The sequence below is a fragment of the Martinezella lusitana genome (genome assembly GCF_016901135.1).
Lineage (GTDB): Bacteria > Pseudomonadota > Alphaproteobacteria > Rhizobiales > Rhizobiaceae > Rhizobium > Rhizobium lusitanum_D.
In genome coordinates this window covers 1-20,434 of the sequence record NZ_JAFEVL010000007.1, presented here as the reverse complement: position 1 = coordinate 20,434, position 20,434 = coordinate 1, and the positions used below count along the sequence as shown (strand labels likewise).

The 20,434-nt window shown below is 58.5% G+C and carries 17 protein-coding genes and 1 pseudogene; 12 read left to right on the top strand and 6 right to left on the bottom strand.

Going from position 1 to position 20,434, the window contains the following annotated elements; genetic code table 11:
* Window positions 1-306 precede the first annotated feature (306 nt).
* A complete protein-coding gene (locus JTP94_RS02825; RefSeq protein ID WP_204849052.1) occupies window positions 307-1,077 on the bottom strand; it encodes an IclR family transcriptional regulator in 771 nt (256 codons plus the stop codon).
* A gap of 150 nt (window positions 1,078-1,227) precedes the next feature.
* Between JTP94_RS02825 and JTP94_RS02820 the strand changes: the two genes are divergently transcribed.
* From JTP94_RS02820 to JTP94_RS02780, 9 genes are all read left to right on the top strand, one after another.
* Window positions 1,228-2,253, top strand: a complete 1,026-nt coding sequence (locus tag JTP94_RS02820) for a sugar ABC transporter substrate-binding protein (protein WP_204849051.1) — start codon at window positions 1,228-1,230, stop codon at window positions 2,251-2,253.
* A 15-nt stretch (window positions 2,254-2,268) separates the two neighbouring features.
* Window positions 2,269-4,797 (top strand): ATP-binding cassette domain-containing protein, encoded by a 2,529-nt coding sequence (locus JTP94_RS02815; RefSeq protein ID WP_204849050.1) that lies wholly within the window; start codon window positions 2,269-2,271, stop codon window positions 4,795-4,797.
* Between the two features lie 20 nt (window positions 4,798-4,817).
* Complete coding sequence (locus tag JTP94_RS02810; protein WP_204849049.1) at window positions 4,818-5,774, top strand: ABC transporter permease; 957 nt, start codon at window positions 4,818-4,820, stop codon at window positions 5,772-5,774.
* Complete coding sequence (gene argE, locus JTP94_RS02805; RefSeq protein WP_204849048.1) at window positions 5,761-6,984, top strand: acetylornithine deacetylase; 1,224 nt, start codon at window positions 5,761-5,763, stop codon at window positions 6,982-6,984. The genes JTP94_RS02810 and argE overlap by 14 nt, the downstream gene beginning before the upstream one ends.
* Window position 6,985: 1 nt before the next feature.
* Window positions 6,986-7,735 (top strand): MBL fold metallo-hydrolase, encoded by a 750-nt coding sequence (locus JTP94_RS02800; RefSeq protein WP_204849047.1) that lies wholly within the window; start codon window positions 6,986-6,988, stop codon window positions 7,733-7,735.
* A 13-nt stretch (window positions 7,736-7,748) separates the two neighbouring features.
* Window positions 7,749-8,495 carry an SDR family NAD(P)-dependent oxidoreductase gene (locus JTP94_RS02795; RefSeq protein ID WP_204849046.1) on the top strand — a complete coding sequence of 249 codons (747 nt, stop codon included), beginning with the start codon at window positions 7,749-7,751 and terminating at the stop codon, window positions 8,493-8,495.
* Between the two features lie 56 nt (window positions 8,496-8,551).
* Window positions 8,552-10,132, top strand: coding sequence for a GMC family oxidoreductase (locus tag JTP94_RS02790; RefSeq protein ID WP_204849045.1), 1,581 nt, complete (start codon window positions 8,552-8,554; stop codon window positions 10,130-10,132).
* A complete protein-coding gene (locus JTP94_RS02785) occupies window positions 10,132-11,199 on the top strand; it encodes a threonine aldolase family protein (RefSeq protein ID WP_246754640.1) in 1,068 nt (355 codons plus the stop codon). Before JTP94_RS02790 ends, JTP94_RS02785 begins: the two co-directional genes overlap by 1 nt.
* 598 nt (window positions 11,200-11,797) lie before the next feature.
* Entirely contained in the window at window positions 11,798-13,183 is a 1,386-nt protein-coding gene (locus JTP94_RS02780) for an APC family permease (RefSeq protein ID WP_204849044.1), read from the top strand.
* Between the two features lie 272 nt (window positions 13,184-13,455).
* Here the strand turns inward: JTP94_RS02780 and eutC are convergent, their stop codons facing one another.
* The 4 genes from eutC to JTP94_RS02760 form a co-directional block, all read right to left on the bottom strand.
* Complete coding sequence (eutC, locus tag JTP94_RS02775; RefSeq protein ID WP_204849043.1) at window positions 13,456-14,202, bottom strand: ethanolamine ammonia-lyase subunit EutC; 747 nt, start codon at window positions 14,200-14,202, stop codon at window positions 13,456-13,458.
* On the bottom strand, window positions 14,199-15,596 hold the full coding sequence (locus JTP94_RS02770) for an ethanolamine ammonia-lyase subunit EutB (RefSeq protein ID WP_204849054.1): 1,398 nt from the start codon (window positions 15,594-15,596) through the stop codon (window positions 14,199-14,201). Before JTP94_RS02770 ends, eutC begins: the two co-directional genes overlap by 4 nt.
* 910 nt (window positions 15,597-16,506) lie before the next feature.
* Window positions 16,507-17,277 carry an SDR family NAD(P)-dependent oxidoreductase gene (locus tag JTP94_RS02765; RefSeq protein WP_204849042.1) on the bottom strand — a complete coding sequence of 257 codons (771 nt, stop codon included), beginning with the start codon at window positions 17,275-17,277 and terminating at the stop codon, window positions 16,507-16,509.
* Between the two features lie 34 nt (window positions 17,278-17,311).
* Window positions 17,312-18,460, bottom strand: a complete 1,149-nt coding sequence (locus JTP94_RS02760; RefSeq protein WP_312038133.1) for an NADH:flavin oxidoreductase — start codon at window positions 18,458-18,460, stop codon at window positions 17,312-17,314.
* Between the two features lie 147 nt (window positions 18,461-18,607).
* Here JTP94_RS02760 and JTP94_RS35305 point away from each other — a divergent pair, with 147 nt between their 5' ends.
* Complete coding sequence (locus tag JTP94_RS35305; RefSeq protein WP_271023819.1) at window positions 18,608-19,156, top strand: Rrf2 family transcriptional regulator; 549 nt, start codon at window positions 18,608-18,610, stop codon at window positions 19,154-19,156.
* Here the strand turns inward: JTP94_RS35305 and wrbA are convergent.
* A pseudogene (gene wrbA / locus JTP94_RS02755) lies at window positions 19,074-19,484 on the bottom strand (NAD(P)H:quinone oxidoreductase); the annotation flags it as partial. The gene JTP94_RS35305 and the pseudogene wrbA sit on opposite strands and share 83 nt — an antisense overlap.
* Before the next feature lie 308 nt (window positions 19,485-19,792).
* Between wrbA and JTP94_RS02750 the strand changes: the two are divergent.
* Window positions 19,793-19,987 (top strand): hypothetical protein, encoded by a 195-nt coding sequence (locus tag JTP94_RS02750; RefSeq protein WP_204849041.1) that lies wholly within the window; start codon window positions 19,793-19,795, stop codon window positions 19,985-19,987.
* Window positions 19,988-20,191: 204 nt separating this feature from the next.
* Window positions 20,192-20,434, top strand: a 243-nt coding sequence (locus JTP94_RS02745) for a phage integrase N-terminal SAM-like domain-containing protein (protein ID WP_204849040.1), incomplete at its 3' end; no start/stop codon positions are given.

The following is a 20,434-nucleotide window of genomic DNA, read 5'->3' as shown; positions in this document are numbered from 1 at the left end:
CTTTGGGGTAGTGACTGCCTTTGAAATCGACCATGATTTGAAACTCAACATGCCTGCTCATCTTCAACCCAGATCTATGGCAAGATCAAACCGCTGGCAAATCCACAGAAAGTTTGCGACAGAACCTTCGAACACTGCCTTCCTGTGAATGAGGAAGCCGAGCTCGCGCCACTGTTCGCGATTCTCGGCGAGGTGCATCGTCCAGCTATCATCGGGCTTCCTGGAGCTCAGGGAACAGGAGCGCTCGACGAGATTTGTCGATGGTGGGAATGGAATAGCCTCGCCGATTGACATCATTCCATAGGCTCATGATCTGAACAACGTTCTCTCAATCTTCCGACATGTCTGTTTGATGGCGTGAAGTATGAGATTGTGGTCCTGAGGCCCGGCCACGTGATCTATGACGGTCACGATAATGCATGCAACTGCGTTGCCATCACGTTCGAGGATCGGGCAGCATACATCAGTGATCCCGCTCCAATCCGTGCTCTTCCTGAGAAGGTGGCCATCAATACGTATGGTTTCTAGCGCGCGCTCCACGGGCTCCCGTTCGATGGGCTTGCCATTTTCCTTGTCGCAGTCTGCGAAAATCTGCTGCAGTCTCCGCTCGGGCTGAAACGCCATGATGACCCGGCCAGTGGTCGCGTCGGAGGCCAGTCGACCGTATCCAGTGTTCATGTTGAAAGTGATTTCGGGATTGGATGCACTATGACCCAGCGTCACCGTCCTGCCCTTGTGGATGGTCACGATATGCGCCGTTTGACGAACCTCCGCCGCGAGCTTCTCCGCCTCCGGCATGGCGATCGTCATGAGAGAGCGAGACTGGGGTGTCCTCAGTCCCAGCGCGAATAGTTTGTTCGTCAGCGTCAGCTCGTCGGTATCGCTGTCCCGCTCGATGTAACCCCGTGCAATCAGCACATGGATCATGCGGAATATCTCGTTCTTGCTGCGTCCCAATCGATCCGCCAGATCGCGTACCGAAATCGGCCCTGACATTTCCGCGAGATCTTCCAGGATATCCAGCCCCTTTTCCAAGGCGGGAGCCGAATACGATTTATCGCTGTCCATTTCTGCCATCACAAAACTCCTCCGTGCGGCGTATGTATCGCTTCATATACGAATAGCGCTTTACATATAAAGTGAAATGTGGTGCTCTTTGAAAAATTCCATCGAAGGCGGCGACGATGGAGAAATAACAAGGCCGCCAATAAACCAGAGGGATTAGTCATGAAATTCATCCAAGCTATGAGTGGAATCACGCTGGCCATCGCCAGCATTTTTGCGACAACGGCACATGCACAAGAAAAGGTCATCGGTATCGTAGCCATTGATCTGCAGAGTTCTTTCTTCGTTCGCATGAAGGAAGCGGGTGACGTTGCGGCGAAAGACTACGGCGTTACTACATCGTGGCAAAGCGCCGAGGGAAGCCTTGAAAAGCAGGTTTCCCTGATCGAGAACCTGATCAGCCAGAAGGCGAGTGCGATCCTGGTCGATCCGCTCGATAAGAACGCGCTGATACCGGTGCTCAAGAAGGCGCAGGAAGCCGGGATCAGTGTCATCACCATGGGCAACAAGGTCGAGGCGGGTGAGAATTACTCCACGCTCTATCCGGACGAGCCCGACGCCGCGCAGACCGCACGGGCGCTTGCGCGGTCGATCGGAGGCGAGGGCGAAGTCGCGGCATTGATCGGCGCGCGCGGCAACTACGTCTCGGACACCCGCGAAAAGGGCTTCACGGAAACGATCGCCAAGGAATTCCCGAACGTCAAAATCGTGGCCATCCAGCCGGCGGGCTGGGACCCGTCGAAAGGCGCGGATGTCGCCCAGACCTGGGTCTCGACGTATCCCGACCTCAAAGGTATCTGGAGCATGTCCGATACCCAGCTGCTTGGAGCGTCGTCTATCGCCCAGGCCGCCGGCCGGTCGCTGAAATACGCGGGATTTGACGGCGACGCGGAAATGGGGGGTCTCTTCGGCGACGGATCCATGGTCATTGACGTCCTGACCGGCGCTTATCGCGTCGGCTACTGGAACATCGCGGTGGCGGCCAGGCTTGCCAAGGGTGAAAAGCTGCCTAAAGATCTCTACATGCCGACCTATCTCGTCATGACGGACGCCATGGCCCAGACCGTCAATGCAACTGGCGATAAGATCAACTACGTGACGCCGGAAAAATCACAGGAATTGGCCAAGGACTACTCCAAAGAGTTTGGACCGTCCAAGGACACATCTGCGATGAGCGTCGGTCAGTAAGCCGGGGGAACGGCTGTGACCCATACAGTGTCGAAGCAACCTGGCCGTCTCAGGACGGCCATCTTCGGAGACATGCATGACGAGCTCTTGCTCGTCATGCTGATCATCTTCGCCGTTGCCTGCTTTTCCATTGCCCGCCCGAGCTTTTTCAGCATCTCGAATCTCCTGAGCATCGGACAGCAGAGCTCTATCGTCGCGATCGTGGCGCTCGGCATGACGGGGGTGATCGTTGCGCGTGGCATCGACATTTCCGTTGGCGGAACGATGGCGGCAACAGGCATCGTTGCAGCGCTTGCATTGCAGGTGACTGGGTCCGGCTTCCTGGCGATCCTCGCCGCCATAGGTAGCGGCGCTGCCTTCGGTTGCCTGAACGCCGTGCTCGTGGCTGGCTTGGGCATCAGTCCGTTTATTGCGACGCTCGGCACGATGGCGCTGACGAAGGGGGCCGCACTGAGCATCTCTCGTGCGTCGAGTATTCCGGTATCTGATCCTTTGGTGCTCTGGCTGGGCCAGGGCAGCATTTTCGGGGTGCCCGCGGGATTTCTGTTGGCCGTCCTGCTCTGTGCGGCATGGTTCTGTTTTCTGCGTTACACCGCCATTGGCCGGTCGTTTTTTGCCGTAGGAGGCAACCCTGTCACGGCGCGCGCGTCCCTTATTTCCGTCGTCGGCATACAATCGCTCACCTACATATTGGCGGGGATGTCAGCCGGCATAGCCACCGTGATAGCGATCGGGCGGTTGGGATCCGCGCAACCGCTCGCGGGAAACGGCCTGGAGTTCGCGGCGATCACTGCGGCGGTTGTCGGTGGCGCAAGTCTCTCGGGCGGCAAGGGCTCGGCATTCGGAACGCTCCTCGGCGCCATCGCGGTGGGTACGATTGCCGCGGGCCTGGCCTTTCTGCAGTTCTCCCAACAAATCGTCTACATGGTCTCCGGGGGTCTCATCCTTGTCGCGGTGTTTCTGCGCGGTGATCTTTCATGGGCGGCGCTTCTCAAGAAGGCTTCTCCGAAAACCGGCGCCTTCGCGACACGCGGCGAAGAAGCGCGCGTTCTGGACATATCCGGGCTCACGAAGCAGTTCTCCGGGATCAAGGTCCTGAACGACGTCTCGTTCCGGCTCACGCGCGGGGAGGTTGTCGCGCTGCTCGGAGAGAACGGCGCCGGCAAGTCGACGCTGGTGAAGTGCATATCGGGCGTGTATGTCCCGGATGGCGGACAGGTGAAGTTCGGCGCGCTTTCCGAGGCGGAGGCCTCCGAAGGCTCTTCCGACATCGCGGTTATTCATCAGCATTTCAGCCTGGTCCCCGACCTGACGGTCGCGGAAAGTCTCAGCCTCGGAAATGAGCCGCAGCGGCTTTGGATATTGAGGCGTTCCCGCATGCGTGCAAGGGCCATGGCAGCCTTGTCCCAGGTCGGTCTCACCTGTGACGTCGATTGCCCTGTCAGGCGACTGACCGTCGGCGAGCGGCAGATGCTGGAAGTCGCCAAGGCGCTGCTGTCTTCCGCCTGGCTCATTGTCATGGACGAGCCGACGAGCGCGCTCAGCAACCGCGAGCGCGACCGCTTGTACACGATCGTTCGCCAGCTCGCTGCCGAGGGTCGCTGTGTCCTCTATATCTCGCACAAGATGGAGGAGGTACGCGCACTGGCGGGACGCGCCATCGTTCTGAGAGACGGTCGAATGGTGCGGGACGTCTCCATGCAGGAGACCGACGACCGCTCTCTCGTGCACATGATGGTCGGCCGATCGCTTGAGAATGTGTTCCCATGGTTTGAAGCGCCCGTTGGTCCTCCCGCGATCGAAGTCGAAGGGCTCGGCACCGACGGATTGGTCGCCGACGTCTCCTTTACGGTCCGCCGGGGCGAAGTGGTCGGGCTCGCGGGTTTGATGGGCAGCGGCCGAACGGACATCCTGCGCTGTATCGCGGGGCTCGATCCGCACGTGCATGGTCAAATTCGCCTGCATGGAGACCTCATGCCGGTGGGAGCCCAACGCTTTGCCGCGAGCAAGGGTGTGGCATTCATTCCGGAAGATCGCCGACTGGAAGGACTGGTCGGGGGAATGAATGTCCGTGACAATCTCGGCCTTGTATGGATGCTGCGCAACAGCAGGTTCGGTGCGGTCTCTGTGAAAGCTCTGCGCCGCAACGCGGCGGCTCTCATCCGTCAGCTTGACATCCGCCCGCCTGACCCCTCGAAGCCCGCGGGCACCCTTTCGGGCGGCAATCAGCAAAAAGTGGTTATCGGAAAATGGCTCGCCGTGGATCCTTCGATCATCCTTCTTGACGAACCGACGAGCGGCGTCGACGTCGGCGCCAAGTCGGAAATCCACTCGGTGATCGGTCAGCTCAAGGCGAAAGGCGCCGCAATCCTTCTTGTCTCGAGCGAGCTGCCGGAACTCCTGGGCGTATCCGACCGGATCGTCGTTCTCAGCAATGGCCGAAGCGTCGGTGAGATGCCGCGGGGATCGAGCGAGGAAGCGGTGATGGAGCTGGCTTTCTCGACCTCCGCGAGGTCAGTCTCGAACCGGTCGACGGAGGCCTGATGATGAACAGACTTCGAGGATTGTCGACGACCATCGCGCCGATCAGCCTGCTGGTCCTGGTGTTTATCGGATGCGGTTTGATCGATAGCCGTATCCTTGCGCCCGCAAATCTCATGATCATTCTCACCCAGAGTGTGCCGATACTCTTTCTAGCGCTCGGCGCGTTCATCGTGCTGCTAACCGGCGGCATCGATCTTTCGGCCGGGATCTCCGTCACCCTCGGCAGCATCGTGGTCGCAAGCATGCTGACGGCGGGCATGGACCTGGTTCCAGCGCTTGGTGCGGGGCTTGCCTGCGTGCTGGTGATCGGTGCCGTCAACGGGACGCTCACCACTGTTTTTCGCGTGCCTGCGTTTATCGCCACCCTTGCGACCATGTCCTGTATCCAAGGTGTCAGTCTGCTTCTCGCAACGCGCGGCGTCTATATCATCAACGAGCCGGCCTTGAAGTGGCTTGGTAACGGGCGAATCGAAGGCGTGCCGGTCTCGATCCTGGTGGCGGTGGGCATTATCTGCGTGGCCTACGTGCTGATGCACCACACCCGCATCGGGTTGCGAACCTACGCCACCGGCTCGGATGCCGCGGCAACGGCGCTTGCCAACATCTCGACAATGCGGGTCCTGATGCTGGCCTACATCCTCGCAGGCTGTTTTACGTTTCTCGCGGCGGTGATGTTGATCGCCAGGACACCAATCGTCACGCCGAACCTCGGGGGCCAGTCGCTCCTGCTGGATGCGATCGCCGCATGCGTACTCGGAGGCGTCAGCATTTTCGGCGGCCGGGGGACCGTCATAGGGGTCGTCGCGGGAAGTCTGATCGTCAGCCTCTTTGCCAACGCGCTTCGTGTAATCGGCATCGACCCTTCAAGCATCGACCTGATGAAAGGCGCACTGGTGATCACCGCGCTTGTTTGTGATGTCGGCATTACCCGCCTTCGTGGTCATGTACTCAAGGAACAATTGAATGACTATCGCTAATGCGAAAACGGTATCGGCAGGCGCGGCTTTGCCGCTGGTCGAAACCGCTATCGACATCCTCGCAGACCTTGTTTCGTTCGATACGGTGAGCTCCAAATCCAATATCGATGCGATCGTTTTCGTCGATGCCTATTTCAAGCGTCTCGGTGCAGCGACTGTCAGGATTCCTGCGAAAGGCCAGGACAAGGAAAACCTGTGGGTCACATTCGGTTCCGGGCAGCGCGGTGGCCTCGTTCTATCCGGGCATATCGACGTCGTACCGATCGACGGTCAAAAGTGGACCCGTCCCCCTTTCGAGCTGACACGCGAGGACGGCCGGGTTTATGGCCGGGGCACGACCGACATGAAGGGTTTCCTGGCGTGTGTCATGGCAATCTCCAGCCAGCTTGACTTGGCAAAGCTGTCAGTTCCTATTCACGTCGCCATCACGTTCGACGAAGAGGTGGGCCACGTCGGCGCGTTCGAGATGGCAGAGTATATGAAGAGCGCAGGGATCGAGCCCGCCGCCGTCATCGTCGGTGAACCGACCCGACACTTTGTCGTCGATCGACACAAGGGAGCTGTCGGCTTCACGACCGAGGTCTATGGACAGGAAGCGCATTCTTCGCAGGTCCATCTCGGTATCAACGCCATCGACATTGCCGCCGAGGTCGTTGCCCTCTTAAACGCGCTACGTGCCGACCAACGCAATCTTCCCGCCGACGATGCCTTCCACTACCCCTATCCGTCCATCAGCGTGGGCACGATCCATGGCGGCCAGGTTCGGAATATCGTGGCTCCGGCATGCACGCTCGAATGGGAGATGCGGCCTATCCTTCCCGAGCAACTCGCCACGATGAGACGGGAATTCGACAAGCGTGTGAAGATGATCATCGCTAACCGATCGAAAGAGGGGATGGATGCGCCCAGGATTGTTACCCGCTGCTTATGGAATGCACCGCCCCTGATCTCCGACCCGAATTCTTCGGCGACTGCTTTGGCCCTTCAGGCTACGGGATATAATCAGGCGTCTGGCGTGTCCTACGGGACGGAGGCGGGCGTCTACCAGCAGGCAGGCTTTCCTACCGTGGTGTGCGGTCCCGGCGACATCGAACAGGCTCACATCGCTGACGAATGGATTTCTGTGAGTGAAATCGAAGCCTGCCTCAAGTTCCTCGAGCGTCTTATCGCGAGAACCAGCGATGCGACGTTCCAAATCAACGGAGGATAATATGCGTGTCGCTCCAGGGACCTACCTCGTCGCCTCAGGCGTACAGGGCTGCTCTCTCACCCACGACCTGGACTGCAACTGCTGGCTCTTTGAAACGGGTGAAGGGCTTGTGCTTTTTGACACCGGGGCAGGCCTCGACATCGACGGTATCTTTGCCGTCATGGATGAGGACGGCCTCAGTCCGGACAGGCTTAGCCATGTCTTTCTGACCCACGCTCACGGCGATCATTCAGCCGGGGCCTACGTGCTCCAGCAAAGGACTGGATGCAAGGTGTTTTGCAACCGGTTGACCAGCGATCTCCTGGACAAGGGAGAGCCGGCATTCAGCCTTGATGTCGCGAGAGCAGCTGGGGTTTACCCAAGCGATTACGCTTACACCCGGCCATCTATCGATGGTCTGGTCGTCGATGGTGAAACAATTCGTATCGGCACGCTCTTGATCGAACCGCTCTTCACGCCCGGCCACAGTCTCGATCATTACTCCTATCGCGTGCGGCGCGACGGAATCGTCGCGCTCGTGACGGGAGATGCGATCTTTCACTCCGGCCGCATCGTCTACCAGGGCATATACGACTTCGACGTCCGTCAGTCCGCAGAGAGCATCCGGCGTCTCGGCACCGTCGATTTTGAAATTCTGCTCCCGGGGCACGGGATGTTCGTACGTCACGGTGGACGACGTCACGTCGATGCGGCGGTCCTTCACCTTGATAAATTGATGACACCAAGGCCCATCGAATTCGTGGCAATTTAGGAAAGTCGGTTAGATGGCAAAATTTCAGGACAAAGTCGTCGTCGTGACAGGCGGCGCAAGCGGTATCGGCGCATCGGTCGCGGAGGCTTTTCAGCGGGAAGGCGCGACGGTCGCCGTTCTGGACATCCGACTGCCGGAGGCTTCCGCGCGAAGCAGTGCTGTCCGCTATCATGAATGCGATGTCGCGAGCGAGACGTCCGTGGAGGAGTGCTTCGATACGGTGCTGTCCGACTTGGGCTCCGTAGACGTTCTCGTTCATTGCGCTGCGCGGGTGGGCGTGAGCGCTCCGTTCCACGAGGTGACCGCGGAAGCCTGGAATAGCTATATCGACGTCAATCTTACCGGATCGTTCCTCGTCAGCAGGGCGGCCGCCTCTCGGATGGTCGCAAACGACACCGCTGGAAGAATCATCCTCATCGGATCGGTGAACTCGTTCGCGTCCGAGAGAAACGCGGCCCCCTACGCCAGCAGCAAGGGTGGGGTGCGTCTGCTCACCCGTTCCGCCGCCATCGATCTGGCGCGGTATGGCATCACCGTGAATATGATCGCACCCGGGCCGATCGTCACCCCGCCGCTCGAGGAGAAGTTCGCGACGCCGGAGCTGACACGGATATTCGACAGGGTGATGCCGGGTGGGAAGCCGGGGCGGCCTGGCGACATCGCCTCCACCGCGTTGTTTCTGGCCTCGCCCGAAGCAGCGTTCATAAACGGGGCGGATATCGTCGTCGACGGCGGCATGCTCGCGCAAATCCTCAATTAGGCAGGTCGCCGTCAGGCGCATCGGGCCCTTCTTTCCAGAAACATCAGGAGGTTCTCTTGTCGTACGATGTCATCGTGGTCGGTGCAGGGTCTGCTGGCGCAGTCGTCGCCGCGCGCCTGAGTGAAGATAAGAATCGACGGGTACTGCTTCTCGAGGCGGGACCCGACTACAGAAGCGGCGACCAGCCAGCCGAAATGGCAAGCGCGAACATCTTCAACCTCATACTGCCGGAGCATTTTCAGAGAGAATACATGTATGCCGATCTCAAGGCGCGGCGAACCAAAAGCCAGGACCACCGCATCTATTGGCGGGGAAAGGGGCTCGGCGGATCGAGTGCCGTGAACGCGCAAATCGCGATCCGGGGTGTATTGCACGCCTTTGATCGCTGGGCGGAGATGGGGTGTATGGGGTGGTCCGGCGCGGATGTGCTGCCCTATTTCAACAAGCTCGAGGACGATCCAATAGAGGCCTCCTATCATGGCAAGGGTGGCCCGATCCCGATCTACCGCGCTCCTCTCGAGCGCTGGGGGAATGTCGATTTGGCGATGCGTGAGAGCGCCATGGCCCTCGGACACCCTTGGCACGACGATTTGAATGCGCCCGATGCCGAGGGAGTTTGCACATACGCCATCAACAACCGGAACGGCCGCCGCGTATCGGTCAATGACAGTTATCTGGAGCCGGCCCGGGGCCGCGATAACCTGACCATCGTTGGCGACGTCACGGTCGACAAGGTCATTTTCGAAGGAAGGCGGGCGGTTGGGGTAAGCGCGTTCATATCAAACGAAGCGCGGCAGTTCCAGGCTCCATCGGTCATCGTCTGCGCTGGAGCAATCCATTCCCCCGCTATCTTGCAGCGGTCCGGACTAGGGCCGGCCGCCCTTCTGCGCGAACATCAAATTCCCATTGTTGCGGACATTCCGGTGGGCGAAGGCTTTTTCGACCACCCCTATTGCCGCATAGAGCTCGATCTCAAACCGGAATTCAAGGTGCAGGACATCGATGGTCGGCATACGAACTGCTGCATCAAGATGAGTTCCGGGGTGCCGGGCGGCGTCCCGCACGACATTCTGTTCAATGCGATGAACCATGGCGGAGTCGGTGTCAGGCCGGACAGCGCGCAATTCGGCGAAGCCATGGTCAATCTCATTCTGATGGAGGTGAAGAGCCGGGGAGCGGTTCGCATCTCGTCGCCAAGGCATGGCGATCAACCGATCGTCGACGAAAACATGCTCGACGAGTCGATCGATCTTGAGCGCATGCGCGTCGCTTATCGGCATCTCGGCAAGATCGCGGCGCAAGAGCCGTTGCAGCGTTTGGTTAAGGGCATGACCCTAGCCGATACCGATCTGCCGCTCTCATGGCTGAAGGACGCCAGCGATGGGCAGGTCGACGATCTGCTTCTCCAGCATTGCTCGGACGCGCAGCACGGTCTTGGCGGATGCTGCATGGGACCGGAGGGAGATGAGAACGCCGTCGTTGACCTTCACGCGCGTGTGCGAGGCATCGAAGGCCTGCGTGTTGTCGACGGATCGATCATGCCACTCGATTGTCAGGCCAACACGAACCTTTCGATCATCATGCTCGGCGAGAAGATCGCCGATGACATCCGGCGTTCTGAGCGGAGGAGCCGGTGATGGACAATGGAATGGCCAATGTCGCCGGAGAGTGGAATTTCGCCAGCGACAATGTCACTGGCGTCTCTCCGGAAATCATGCAGGCTTTGCTCGAATGCAACCGAGGCAACGTCGGTTCCTACGGCTTCGATGCCCTGACCGAACGGTTGACGGAACGGCTTTGCGAGGTTTTCGAGACGGAACTGATCGCTTTCCCTGTCGCGACGGGTACCGCTGCCAATGCGCTGGCGCTCTCGGTTCTCACCGCGCCGTACAGGAGTATCATTTGTGCGCAGGATGCGCACATCAACACCGACGAATGCGGTGCTCCCGAGTTTTTTACGGGCGGTGCGAAGCTTCTCGCGCTGTCCGCCCCTGGAGGAAAACTGATCCCCCACAACGTCGAAGCCGCGTTTGAAAGAGCTAGAGCTGAAGGCTTTCAGACAGCGCAGCCCGTCACGCTGAGTATTTCCCAAGCGACCGAATGGGGGCTCACCTATTCCGCCGAAGAAGTCAGGGACTTGGCAGGGCTTGCGAAGCGTTATGGCGCCTCGCTGCACATGGACGGTGCAAGGTTTGCAAACGCGCTGGTTCACGCGGGCGAGAGCCCCGCCGACGTGACCTGGAGGGTCGGTGTCGACGCTCTCTCCCTCGGCGCGACGAAGAATGGTGCGCTGGCAGCCGAAATTCTGGTCCTATTCGATACCGCCCGTCGGGATGCGGCGGCGGCGCAGCGTAAGAGGTCAGGACATCTCTGGTCGAAAAGCAGGTTTCTAAGCGCGCAGCTCCTGGCATACCTCGAAGACGATCTGTGGCTTCGCAATGCCTCGCACGCAAACGCCATGGCTACTCGCCTCGGTGAGGGGCTGGCGGCGATCCCGCTTGTCGAGCTCGTTCACCCCGTTCAGGCGAACGAGGTTTTCGTCCGAATGCCGCCGGGGGTTGCGGACCGATTCTCAGCAAGCGGGGTCCGCTTTGCCAAATGGACGAGGGGACCGAAATCGGACAATCCTATTTTCCGCTTCGTGACGAGCTTCAACACTCAGGAAAAAGCGGTCGATGATCTAGTCAGTTGTGGGAAAGCTTGAAGGCACTCGCTCCGAGTCGGTCTAACCCGCCGCCATGAGCCACCTTAAGTGGGTAAACTTACGGCATTGCTCCACAATGTTCCATATGCCAGCTTGATAAAGATTAGGTGATGATCCGGGCTTTGGTGCACGGCTCGGCAGGTGGCCGTACTTCAGTCTTTGATGGGGTTGGCGAAATTCCTCGAAGCCACATGTCCCGTCCGGGCGCTCAAACAGATCGACGCAGCGATCGCGCTCGATATTTTCGATGCTGATCGAGCGGTTGCACAGCGCAAATTCTGGCCGTTGGCAATGTTTTCAGCACTTGCAAACGATCCAGCCATCGATCTCCCGCCGAATCGACCATTCCTATCCACCTTGCGAAAATTTGGATCATTTTGCGCAGAATTTATCATCAGGCATAATTCTTGCCTCTAGCGAAAGTGCGGAAGTGGATCCGTTGATCCGTTGCACTGAACATATGAGGCCTTTCTGCCAATAGCGCTTCGCCGACTTTAGGCTGCGCAAATCGATAATTGACCTCGTCGACAGTCAAGCCAACCGCTGCGTGTAGATGACCTGCACGTAAATCAGTCGCGCTTAAACAGAAGGTGGATAGATGTCAGAACTTCGAAAAGATAGCCTTTCATTCCTTGAAGTCTTAGGTCAGTCGATCGCGAATGTATCGCCTACATTCACGCCTGCTCTTGCTGTGACTGTCGTCGCAGGAATGGCTGGAACCGCATCATGGCTCGTCTATCTATTGTCGACGATCGCCATGATCGTCGTTGGTCTCAACGTCGGGAAGCTAGCCGCCCAGATCACGTCAGCGGGCTCGTTCTTCATATATGTGTCGCGCAGCTTGGGTCCGGGGTTGGGTCTGCTATCGGGTTGGGCAATGCTGGCCGCCTACATCTTTACCGCCGCGACATTGACTGTGGCGACGTCTATTTTCCTGAATACTTTGCTGCAGATCATCGGTTTGCCTTTCGTGATCCCAGGTTATGTCGTTTACGCCTTGGTTTCGCTGCTGATCTGGTATTTAGCGGTCCGCGATATCCGCATATCATCCAGGATCGGATTGATCCTGGAAGGTGTCTCGGTGCTCGCCATAACCCTGGTTTGCATCTTTGTTTGGAACAAGACTGGCTTTAAGGCAGATGCAAAGCAGATCCATCTTGAAGGAGCAAATTTGGCAAGCGTCGCACAGGCGATCGTGTTCGGCATCTTCTCATTCGTCGGCTTCGAGAGTGCGGCCTCACTCGGCCAGGAAACACGCGATCCCAAGCGCAAGATCCCGCTGGCTGTGATCTTAAGCCCGGCTTTGGCAGGTGCGTTTTTCGTGTTTACGTCGTATATTCTCGTCCTCGCTTTCGGCGACGATACCACGAAACTGGGTACGAGCGCCTCGCCGCTGGGCGATGTGACGACCGGCGACAGCCAGATCCTGGCAATCCTCGTCTATGCCGGTGCAACGCTGAGCTCCTTCGCCTGCGCGCTCGCTTCGCTCAACGCTTACGGACGCACCCTGTTTTCGCTTGGGCGTTATAGCTTCTTCCATGCCAGCGTTGGCGTGGTCCACACGCACCACAAGACACCTTACACCGCACTGACAGTCGGTGCGATCATCAACCTCTTCCTTTGCGTCGTCTTTTACGGGCGGGCCGAAAGCGATCTCGTCGGCTACTTCGGAACCGTCGCAACCTTTGGCTTCATCGTCGTCTACTTCCTGGTCTCGGTCAGCGCACCGGTCTTTTTGAAGAAGATCGGACAGGTCAAGACCACCGACTATGTCGTTGGCGCGCTCGGTGCCGTCTTCATGCTTCTGGCACTCGTCGGCAGTCTCTATCCGGTCCCCGCCTATCCCTACAACATCCTGCCATACCTATTCGCGCTCTATCTCATGGTCGGTGTCGCGTGGTTCTTCATCGTGAAGGCGCGGGCTCCCGGCGCGCTGCTATCGATCGAGCATGATCTCGAAGTTGCGATTGCTCAGCCCGCCTAATAAGCAATTGAGTTCGCCAGACCGGGATCATCTCACTGTGTGTCGTCGTCCCGGTCTGGCCCTCGTTTTCGCTGGGACGGGGTTGCTCATTTTTTGCAGCAAAACATCAAGAACAAAGCCGTGCTGATCGGCGCTCGCCAGCGCCAGCGTTTCTGTCCGCTACCAGTGACGACGGGCTCCTCACGGTACCATTTGTCGCCGAGACTGCCAGCTAAGCAGCGGCATATTCGGCATCGTCGGCACAACAAGATAGCTCCCCTTTGAAAACTGAATTATGCTTCACGGAGTGGCAGCGCTTCTGTGGCACCTTCGGCGTTTTCCTTTAGATCCACGCCGGTCAACTGCAAGCGAAGCGCCTCCCGGACGATCCAAACGATCTTGTCGGCCGCAACCTCGTAGCTGAGCCCATCGGCGTGAATGTTGGAAATGCAGTTGCGCTCGCTGTCACGCCTCCCTGCCTGCGGACGGAACGTGATGTAGGCACCGAGACTGTCTGGTACGCTTAGTCCTGGCCTCTCCCCGATCAGCACGATGGCAACTTCTGCACCAAACGCCGCTGCCGCCTCATCGCCAAATGCCACACGCGCCTGCTCGCCCAATATTACCGGGGCGACGCTGAAGCCCCCGAGACGCTTCATGCAAGCCTTAAACAGCGGGACCGCGTGGTGCTCGACTGCGGAGGCCGAGAGCCCGTCGGCGATAATGAAGGCGATATCATAACGATCCCCGTGAGTTGGAAGATCGGCTGCGTTCGTCTGACGGCCGAGATCCGGACGTGCCAAATAGACTGCGCGGTCTTTGGCGCGAGACCTAATCCGGATCGTAGGCACGGGCGCAAGTTCGTTTGCAAGGGCAATAAAGTCCACTTGTCCGTGCACCGCGTCCCGCGCCCTGGCATGGGCAAGCTGGAATTCGAGAATTGCGGATGTCGGCAACGCGTCACCGGCCCTTCCAAGCCCGATCCGGGCGCGTGTGGCGTTCCGGAACCGTTCAAACGGATCTGGCTCGGCGGTACTCATACCGATGCCCTGTAGCTCAACAGATTGCGAGAGAAGGGGCCGGAGCCGCTGGCCGGTGCAAGCCGACCCGTGCGGTCAAGCATGCCCATGCGATAAAGCCAGGCTTCGAATTCTGGCGCAGGCGGACGATTGAACTGGTGCCTGAGGCCGACAATATCGTGGTAGGAAAGGCTCTGGTAATTGAGCATGACGTCGTCGGCGCCGGGCACGGCGATGAGGAAACTCACGCCCGCGACGGTCAGCAGCACCATCAGGTTGTCCATATCGTCCTGGTCTGCTTCCGCATGGTTCGTATAGCAAACGTCGACGCCCATCGGTACACCAAGCAGCTTGCCGCAGAAATGATCTTCGAGCCCGGCGCGAATAATTTGCTTGGCGTCGAATAGGTATTCAGGGCCGATAAACCCGACCACTGTATTGACGAGCAACGGACTGAGTTCACGTGCCACGGCATAGGCCCGCGCCTCGACCGTCTGTTCGTCCACGCCATGATGGGCGTCCGCCGACAGAGCGCTGCCCTGGCCGGTCTCCAGATACATGACGTTGTTTCCGACCGTGCCGCGCTTCATGGAAAGCGCCGCCTCCCGACCCTCCCTCAGGACCGCGAGATCGACGCCGAAACCCTTGTTGGCAGCCTCAGAGCCTGCGACCGACTGGAACACCAGATCGAGCGGCGCGCCAGCCTCAATGGCTTTGATTGAGGTGGTGACATGGGTCAATACGCAAGACTGAGTAGGGATCTCGAACCGTTCGCGCAGGCGGTCGAACAGGACCATCAATCTTGTGCAGGCCTCAAGATTGTCGGTAGCCGGGTTGATGCCGATCACCGCATCGCCAATCCCAAAGAGAAGCCCGTCCAGCGTCGAGCCGGCGACACCTTCCGGATCGTCGGTGGGATGATTTGGCTGAAGACGACTTGAAAGTCGGCCTGGCAGACCGATCGTGGAGCGAAAAGCAGTGACGACGTTACATTTGCCGGCGACGGTGATCAGGTCGTGATTGCGCATGATCTTGGAGACCGCCGCGACCATTTCCGGGGTGAGGCCCGGCGCGAGAGCAAGCAGCTTTTCGGAGGTAGCATCATAAGAGAGAAGCCAGTCGCGAAATTCGCCGACCGTCATATGAGACACCGGCGCAAACGCAGCAAGGTTGTGGCGGTCGACGATCAACCGGCTGACCTCGTCGGCTTCATAGGGTATGAGAAGGTCATTCAGGAACGTCTTGAGCGGCATATCCGCAAGCAGGTAGCGGGCAGCCACGCGCCGTTCATTGCTTGACGCTGCGATCCCGGCTAGCACGTCGCCTGATTTCAGGGGCGAGGCGCAAGCCAATACCGATTTTAGATCCTGAAAGACATGGCGCTCACGCCCCAGAAAGATCGAAAAGGTTGTCATGTGCTCCTGGCTATCAATCAGCCTATTCTCGTTGTCCAAGAACTGGGCTCGTCCACCTTCTGACCGTGAGTATTCACGGACTTTTGCAGAGCACTTTCGCTCAGCTCTGTGTCTAGCAACGCAAGGACCGTGCCACTCTTGTGGATCGCGTACGCGCCGCCATGGCAAGCGCCTCACATGGGATGGCAACGGCAGAGTGAACACCATCCCACTGGAAAAGTGCAGCTCAGCTTGCCGCGACTCTATTATCCGGTTTGCGGCAATATGCTCCAGCTCGCGCAATTTATCGTGCGCCTCGGGTCTGAATTCGATGGGGTTCGTTGACAATTCCGATCTTCTTGTTTTCGCCCAAGCACAGAGCATAGTCGTTGCGGTAGGGTGTTCCTCCTGAGAGCGCACCCCTCAAACTGGATCGAGTTGATCCTGGATCAGCCCTAATGATTGAAAACTAGCCAGATGATCGCCAATTCCATTCTGGCTTAGACTACGCCAGGGGCCGCGCGCCATTTTCCTATCGCAGCAACGATGCGCCAGCAGACTCGGCTAAAGCCACCAGTATGAGCGAGGAAGTCACGCGGCGCGGAGGCATCCGCTTCGTCTCGAGCAATTGAGGCTCGTTCTTTGGTTGTGACCCGGAGCCGAAGATCGACCCCGCTGGAATCCGCGATAACGTTCTGAAAACATTGAAGATATTGAAAAAGTAGCAGGGTCAAGACTTACGCCGGTCGTGGCTCCACCACTACATCGATTTACGAATGAAAATCAATAAGTTGCGCCCTGTCTAAAAGGGGTCAAACTTCGGCTCCGTTTCACACCCGTGCGTCCTGCAGCCCCCGTTGAGCTTGCTGCCCCTTGGCGGAAGCCAAAGAAAAGAACGCAGCGCTCAACGGGTGCTTTCTAGCGCCGAGGTCTAGAGCAGCCATCCCCCCGACACTTCAATGCGCTGAGCGTTTATCCAGCGATGGGAGGGAGACAGCAACGCCGCTATCACAGGTCCGATGTCTTCGGGCACCCCGGCGCGCCCGAGAGCTGTCTGCGACGCTATGAAAGCATTCACCTCAGGTATGTCGCGCAGCGCCCCCCCGCCGAAATCCGTTTCGATTCCTCCGGGCGCGACGACATTGACGGCTATATTGCGCTCACCAAGTTCCTTCGCAAGATAGCGCGTGAGCACTTCGATCGCACCCTTTAGGGCTCCATATACGGCAAACCCGGGCAGAGCGACGCGCACAAGGCCGCTCGACAGATTTACGATCCGACCGCCATCGGAGATGATCGACAGGAGCTTTTGAGTCAGGAAGAATACGCCCTTGAAATGAATGTTAACAAGGCGATCAAAAAGCTCTTCCGAGGTCGTCTCGAATGAGGCATCGAGCCCTATGCCCGCGTTGTTGACGAGTGCGTGGATGTTCTCGTGTCCGAGCAGATCCAGCTCGCCGCGCAGAGAGGCGACAAAGGCGTCGAAAGAACCGACGTCAGTGCTATCCAACCGTATGGCGACCGCTTTTCGGCCGAGCCATTCAATCTCGCTGACGACCTCGGCCGCTGCATCTTCGTTGCTATGATATGTGATGACGACGTCGAAGCCGCTTCTTGCAGCGCTTATCGCCGTGTTGCGGCCGAGACCGCGGCTACCGCCGGTCACAAGAATGATCTTGGATGAGGAGTTTTGACTGGACATGATGGTTTTCTTTCGGAGTAACGAGGGAAGGACGTCAGACGAGGGTCTGAAGCATGCTGAGGCTGTAAGGGACGAGAGGAGTGCCGTTTCGGACGCGATGCGGCCAATCGGGGTTGGCGATCAGTGCCCTCCCCACCGCCACAAGGTCGAAGTCTTCGCGTTCAAGCCCTGCGAGCAGGGGGGCGAGGTTGTCTTTGGGTAAGCTGCCCTCGCCACGCATCATCTCGGCCGTCGAGTTGTCGAGCGTGATCGATCCGACGGTGATCGTCGGCTTTCCTGTTAGCTTCTTCGTCCAGGTCGCAAGATTTGCCTCAGTGCCGAACTCGCCTTCCCAATATCTACGTTGGGACAGATGGAATGCATCGACGCCGGTCGCCGCGAGGGGGCGGACGATAGCAGCCCATTCTTCCGGGTTGGCAGCGAGCCGCGCATTATAATCCTGTTGCTTCCAGGTCGACAGCCTCAACACCACCGGGAAATCCGGCCCGACATTCGCGCGGATCTCCTGAATGACCTCGGTGGCGAAACGGGTACGGCGGCCGATGTCACCACCATACTCATCCTCGCGTAGGTTGGTTTGATCCCAGAGAAACTGATCGATGAGGTATCCGTGCGCACCGTGAATTTCGACGCCGTCAAAGCCCAACGTCTTTGCGGTACACGCTGCAGCGCCATAGGCCTGTATCGCGCCGCGAATTTCATTGAGGGTTGCTGGCCGACCGACGCGTTCGAAAGACAGACCGTTCCCTCCGATGATACCGGAAGGGCTGAGGCGGTCATCGCTGCCGGGACCACTCTCATAGAGACGCCCCACGCCGTCGACCCGCGGCTTGCGAACGAGTCCGACGTGCCAGAGCTGCGCGAAGATTCGGGCTCCCGCGTCGTGTACTTGCTCAACCACCCGCCGCCATCCCTTGAGAGCTTCATCGCCGTAGATGCGGGGGGCGTTTTCATCGTGTCCCGCGCTGGGATGCGGGATGAACGTACCTTCTGTAATGATGAGACCTACGCCGCCCTCGGCTCGCCGTCGGTAATAGCGGGCGACGTTCTCACCCGGCACGCCTCCGGGGGACATGGCGCGGGTCATTGGGGCCATGGCAATGCGGTTGCGCAGATCGAGACCGCCGATCCGAGTCGGCGTAAACAGGATTTCGAGCGGGATTTTCGACTGGACGGCGGACACGGTGTGCTCCTCAGGGCCGGCGTGGATGCGAAGCCGCCCTTTTAAAATGCATCTGTATATGATACATTTAGGCGAATGAATGCAACTATAAAAGATACATTATTACGGAAATGTGCGCGCTTGCGCGGGAAATGACGAGGTAACTATATGATTGATCTACGCTTTTCGACCGCACTGCAGATGGTCCTGAGCGTGGCGCTCGCGGACAAAGACGGCTTCCGCTGCACGAGTCGAACTTTGGCGGAGGGCCTGGGCACAAACGCAAGTTTTGTTCGTAAGTTGCTGATCCCGTTGACCCGAGAGGGCATGATAGCGGCGTCGATCGGCAAGGGCGGTGGTCTTCACCTCGGCCGAACAGCGGAGCAAATCACATTGCGGGAAGTCTATCTTGCAGTGATGGAGGACAAGAGGATCCTTGTTGCCCGCGATGATATTCCGATCCGATGCCGGGTCAGCGCCAATATCAACGAGTTTTTTGCCGAGGTCGCGACCGACGCTGAGACTGCGATGCTAGACGCTCTCGCCCATCGGAATATCGCAGATGGTCTTGCCGAGCTTCTGCGTCTCGACGACATTCGTTTGAAGCGACAGAAGATAGCAGCGAACGCCGCGGGACCAACCTCATCCCATGGTGGAGGAGAATCGGCAGACTTGCGAGGATCGTCGTCTCCCGGCCGCCGTGCTGGGTCGCGGTAGAAGTGAAGATCGATTCGACTTTCCCGATCAGCTTGCCGCTAAACCAAAGCGAGCCTGTCTAATCGAGGAAGTTCTTCATTTGGGCCGCCACGTTACCGAATCTCGCCGAAGTGCCGATGATGATGGCATCATAGTCGGCAAGCTCTTTAGGGCGCGCGATTTCGGCTGCCTGGTCGACCTTGAAGTGGCTCGCACGGGCGACGTCCTCTGGCACCAACTCAGGGACCCGCTTGATGATCACTTCCGCGTCCGCGTCTTTTGCGCCATCGGCAACAGCGGCCGCAAGTGTTTCAACGTGACCAGAAGAAGAATAGTACAATACAAGAATTTACGTCACAGAGTAGTCTCCCCGAGAGTGCGTGAATGCCCGGGCCGGTTCAGTAGAACGCCCGCTCTAGAACCTACGCTTCGATGCGCGCTGATGCAGGACGCAAAGCGTCGACTTCAGTGTTGATCAAAGTGGAACACGAATGACGAGAAGGGTGGCGCCGAGCTGTCTCTCCCAACCTCGCTTTGAACCTGTACCTGAAGCACAACGAACATGGAGGAATTGTCTATTTTTCACCGTTTTAAGCGACAAGTTGCACGCTGTTGGCCGCAACTTCCGTTCCCCTGTTCTTTGTGAGCGGCATTATCATGCCGAAGAAGAACCTTCAGTTTGGGACACGCTTCATAACGGCCAAGGCAACATGGGACGAAGATGACCCTTCCCATATCCGCAGAATGGCGTTCATGTTAGGCGCAGGTGCGGCACCGCTTTTCATCTATTTCGCCGGCGGCTCGTTGGTTTACTGGTTAAACGCCATGGGCGTAGTCTTCAACCTTGGATAGGCTGCGATAGCGAGATTGCAAATCTGGCATCGAAGGCTGCTTTGGGCCAAGGGTGGACGAACGCCTCGGCGGCTTCGCGCCCCCATGCACGAACCCGCTTCGCGGGAGGGCGTGCGCGGTGAGGTTGGTGTGATTATCTGAAGTTCTAGGCAGGCTGTTGGTGTTGTCTGACCATGGAGTTCCCTTCAACGAGAGGAACGTTCAATGGTCAGCTTTTCACATGATGCCCCGACCACACCGCTTCGCCAGCGTATGCAGGAAGATATGGTGATGCGGGGTCTGGGATCGCACACTCAGCAGGACTACGTCCGCCACGTCCAGCGCTTCGCTGCGTTTCTTGGGCGTGCCCCTTATACGGCGACGGTCGAAGACATACGGCATTTCCAGTTGCATCAGCATGAGAACGGCGTAGGCCCCGCGACGATCAACAGCACGGTTTCGGCGCTA

Coding starts and splice junctions, on each gene's coding strand:
- JTP94_RS02825 (WP_204849052.1), bottom strand. CDS start 1,077: ATGGCAGAAATGGACAGCGATAAATCGTATTCGGCTCCCGCCTTGGAA.
- JTP94_RS02820 (WP_204849051.1), top strand. CDS start 1,228: ATGAAATTCATCCAAGCTATGAGTGGAATCACGCTGGCCATCGCCAGC.
- argE (WP_204849048.1), top strand. CDS start 5,761: ATGACTATCGCTAATGCGAAAACGGTATCGGCAGGCGCGGCTTTGCCG.
- JTP94_RS02800 (WP_204849047.1), top strand. CDS start 6,986: ATGCGTGTCGCTCCAGGGACCTACCTCGTCGCCTCAGGCGTACAGGGC.
- JTP94_RS02795 (WP_204849046.1), top strand. CDS start 7,749: ATGGCAAAATTTCAGGACAAAGTCGTCGTCGTGACAGGCGGCGCAAGC.
- JTP94_RS02785 (WP_246754640.1), top strand. CDS start 10,132: ATGGACAATGGAATGGCCAATGTCGCCGGAGAGTGGAATTTCGCCAGC.
- JTP94_RS02780 (WP_204849044.1), top strand. CDS start 11,798: ATGTCAGAACTTCGAAAAGATAGCCTTTCATTCCTTGAAGTCTTAGGT.
- eutC (WP_204849043.1), bottom strand. CDS start 14,202: ATGAGTACCGCCGAGCCAGATCCGTTTGAACGGTTCCGGAACGCCACA.
- JTP94_RS02770 (WP_204849054.1), bottom strand. CDS start 15,596: ATGACAACCTTTTCGATCTTTCTGGGGCGTGAGCGCCATGTCTTTCAG.
- JTP94_RS02765 (WP_204849042.1), bottom strand. CDS start 17,277: ATGTCCAGTCAAAACTCCTCATCCAAGATCATTCTTGTGACCGGCGGT.
- JTP94_RS35305 (WP_271023819.1), top strand. CDS start 18,608: ATGATTGATCTACGCTTTTCGACCGCACTGCAGATGGTCCTGAGCGTG.
- JTP94_RS02750 (WP_204849041.1), top strand. CDS start 19,793: ATGCCGAAGAAGAACCTTCAGTTTGGGACACGCTTCATAACGGCCAAG.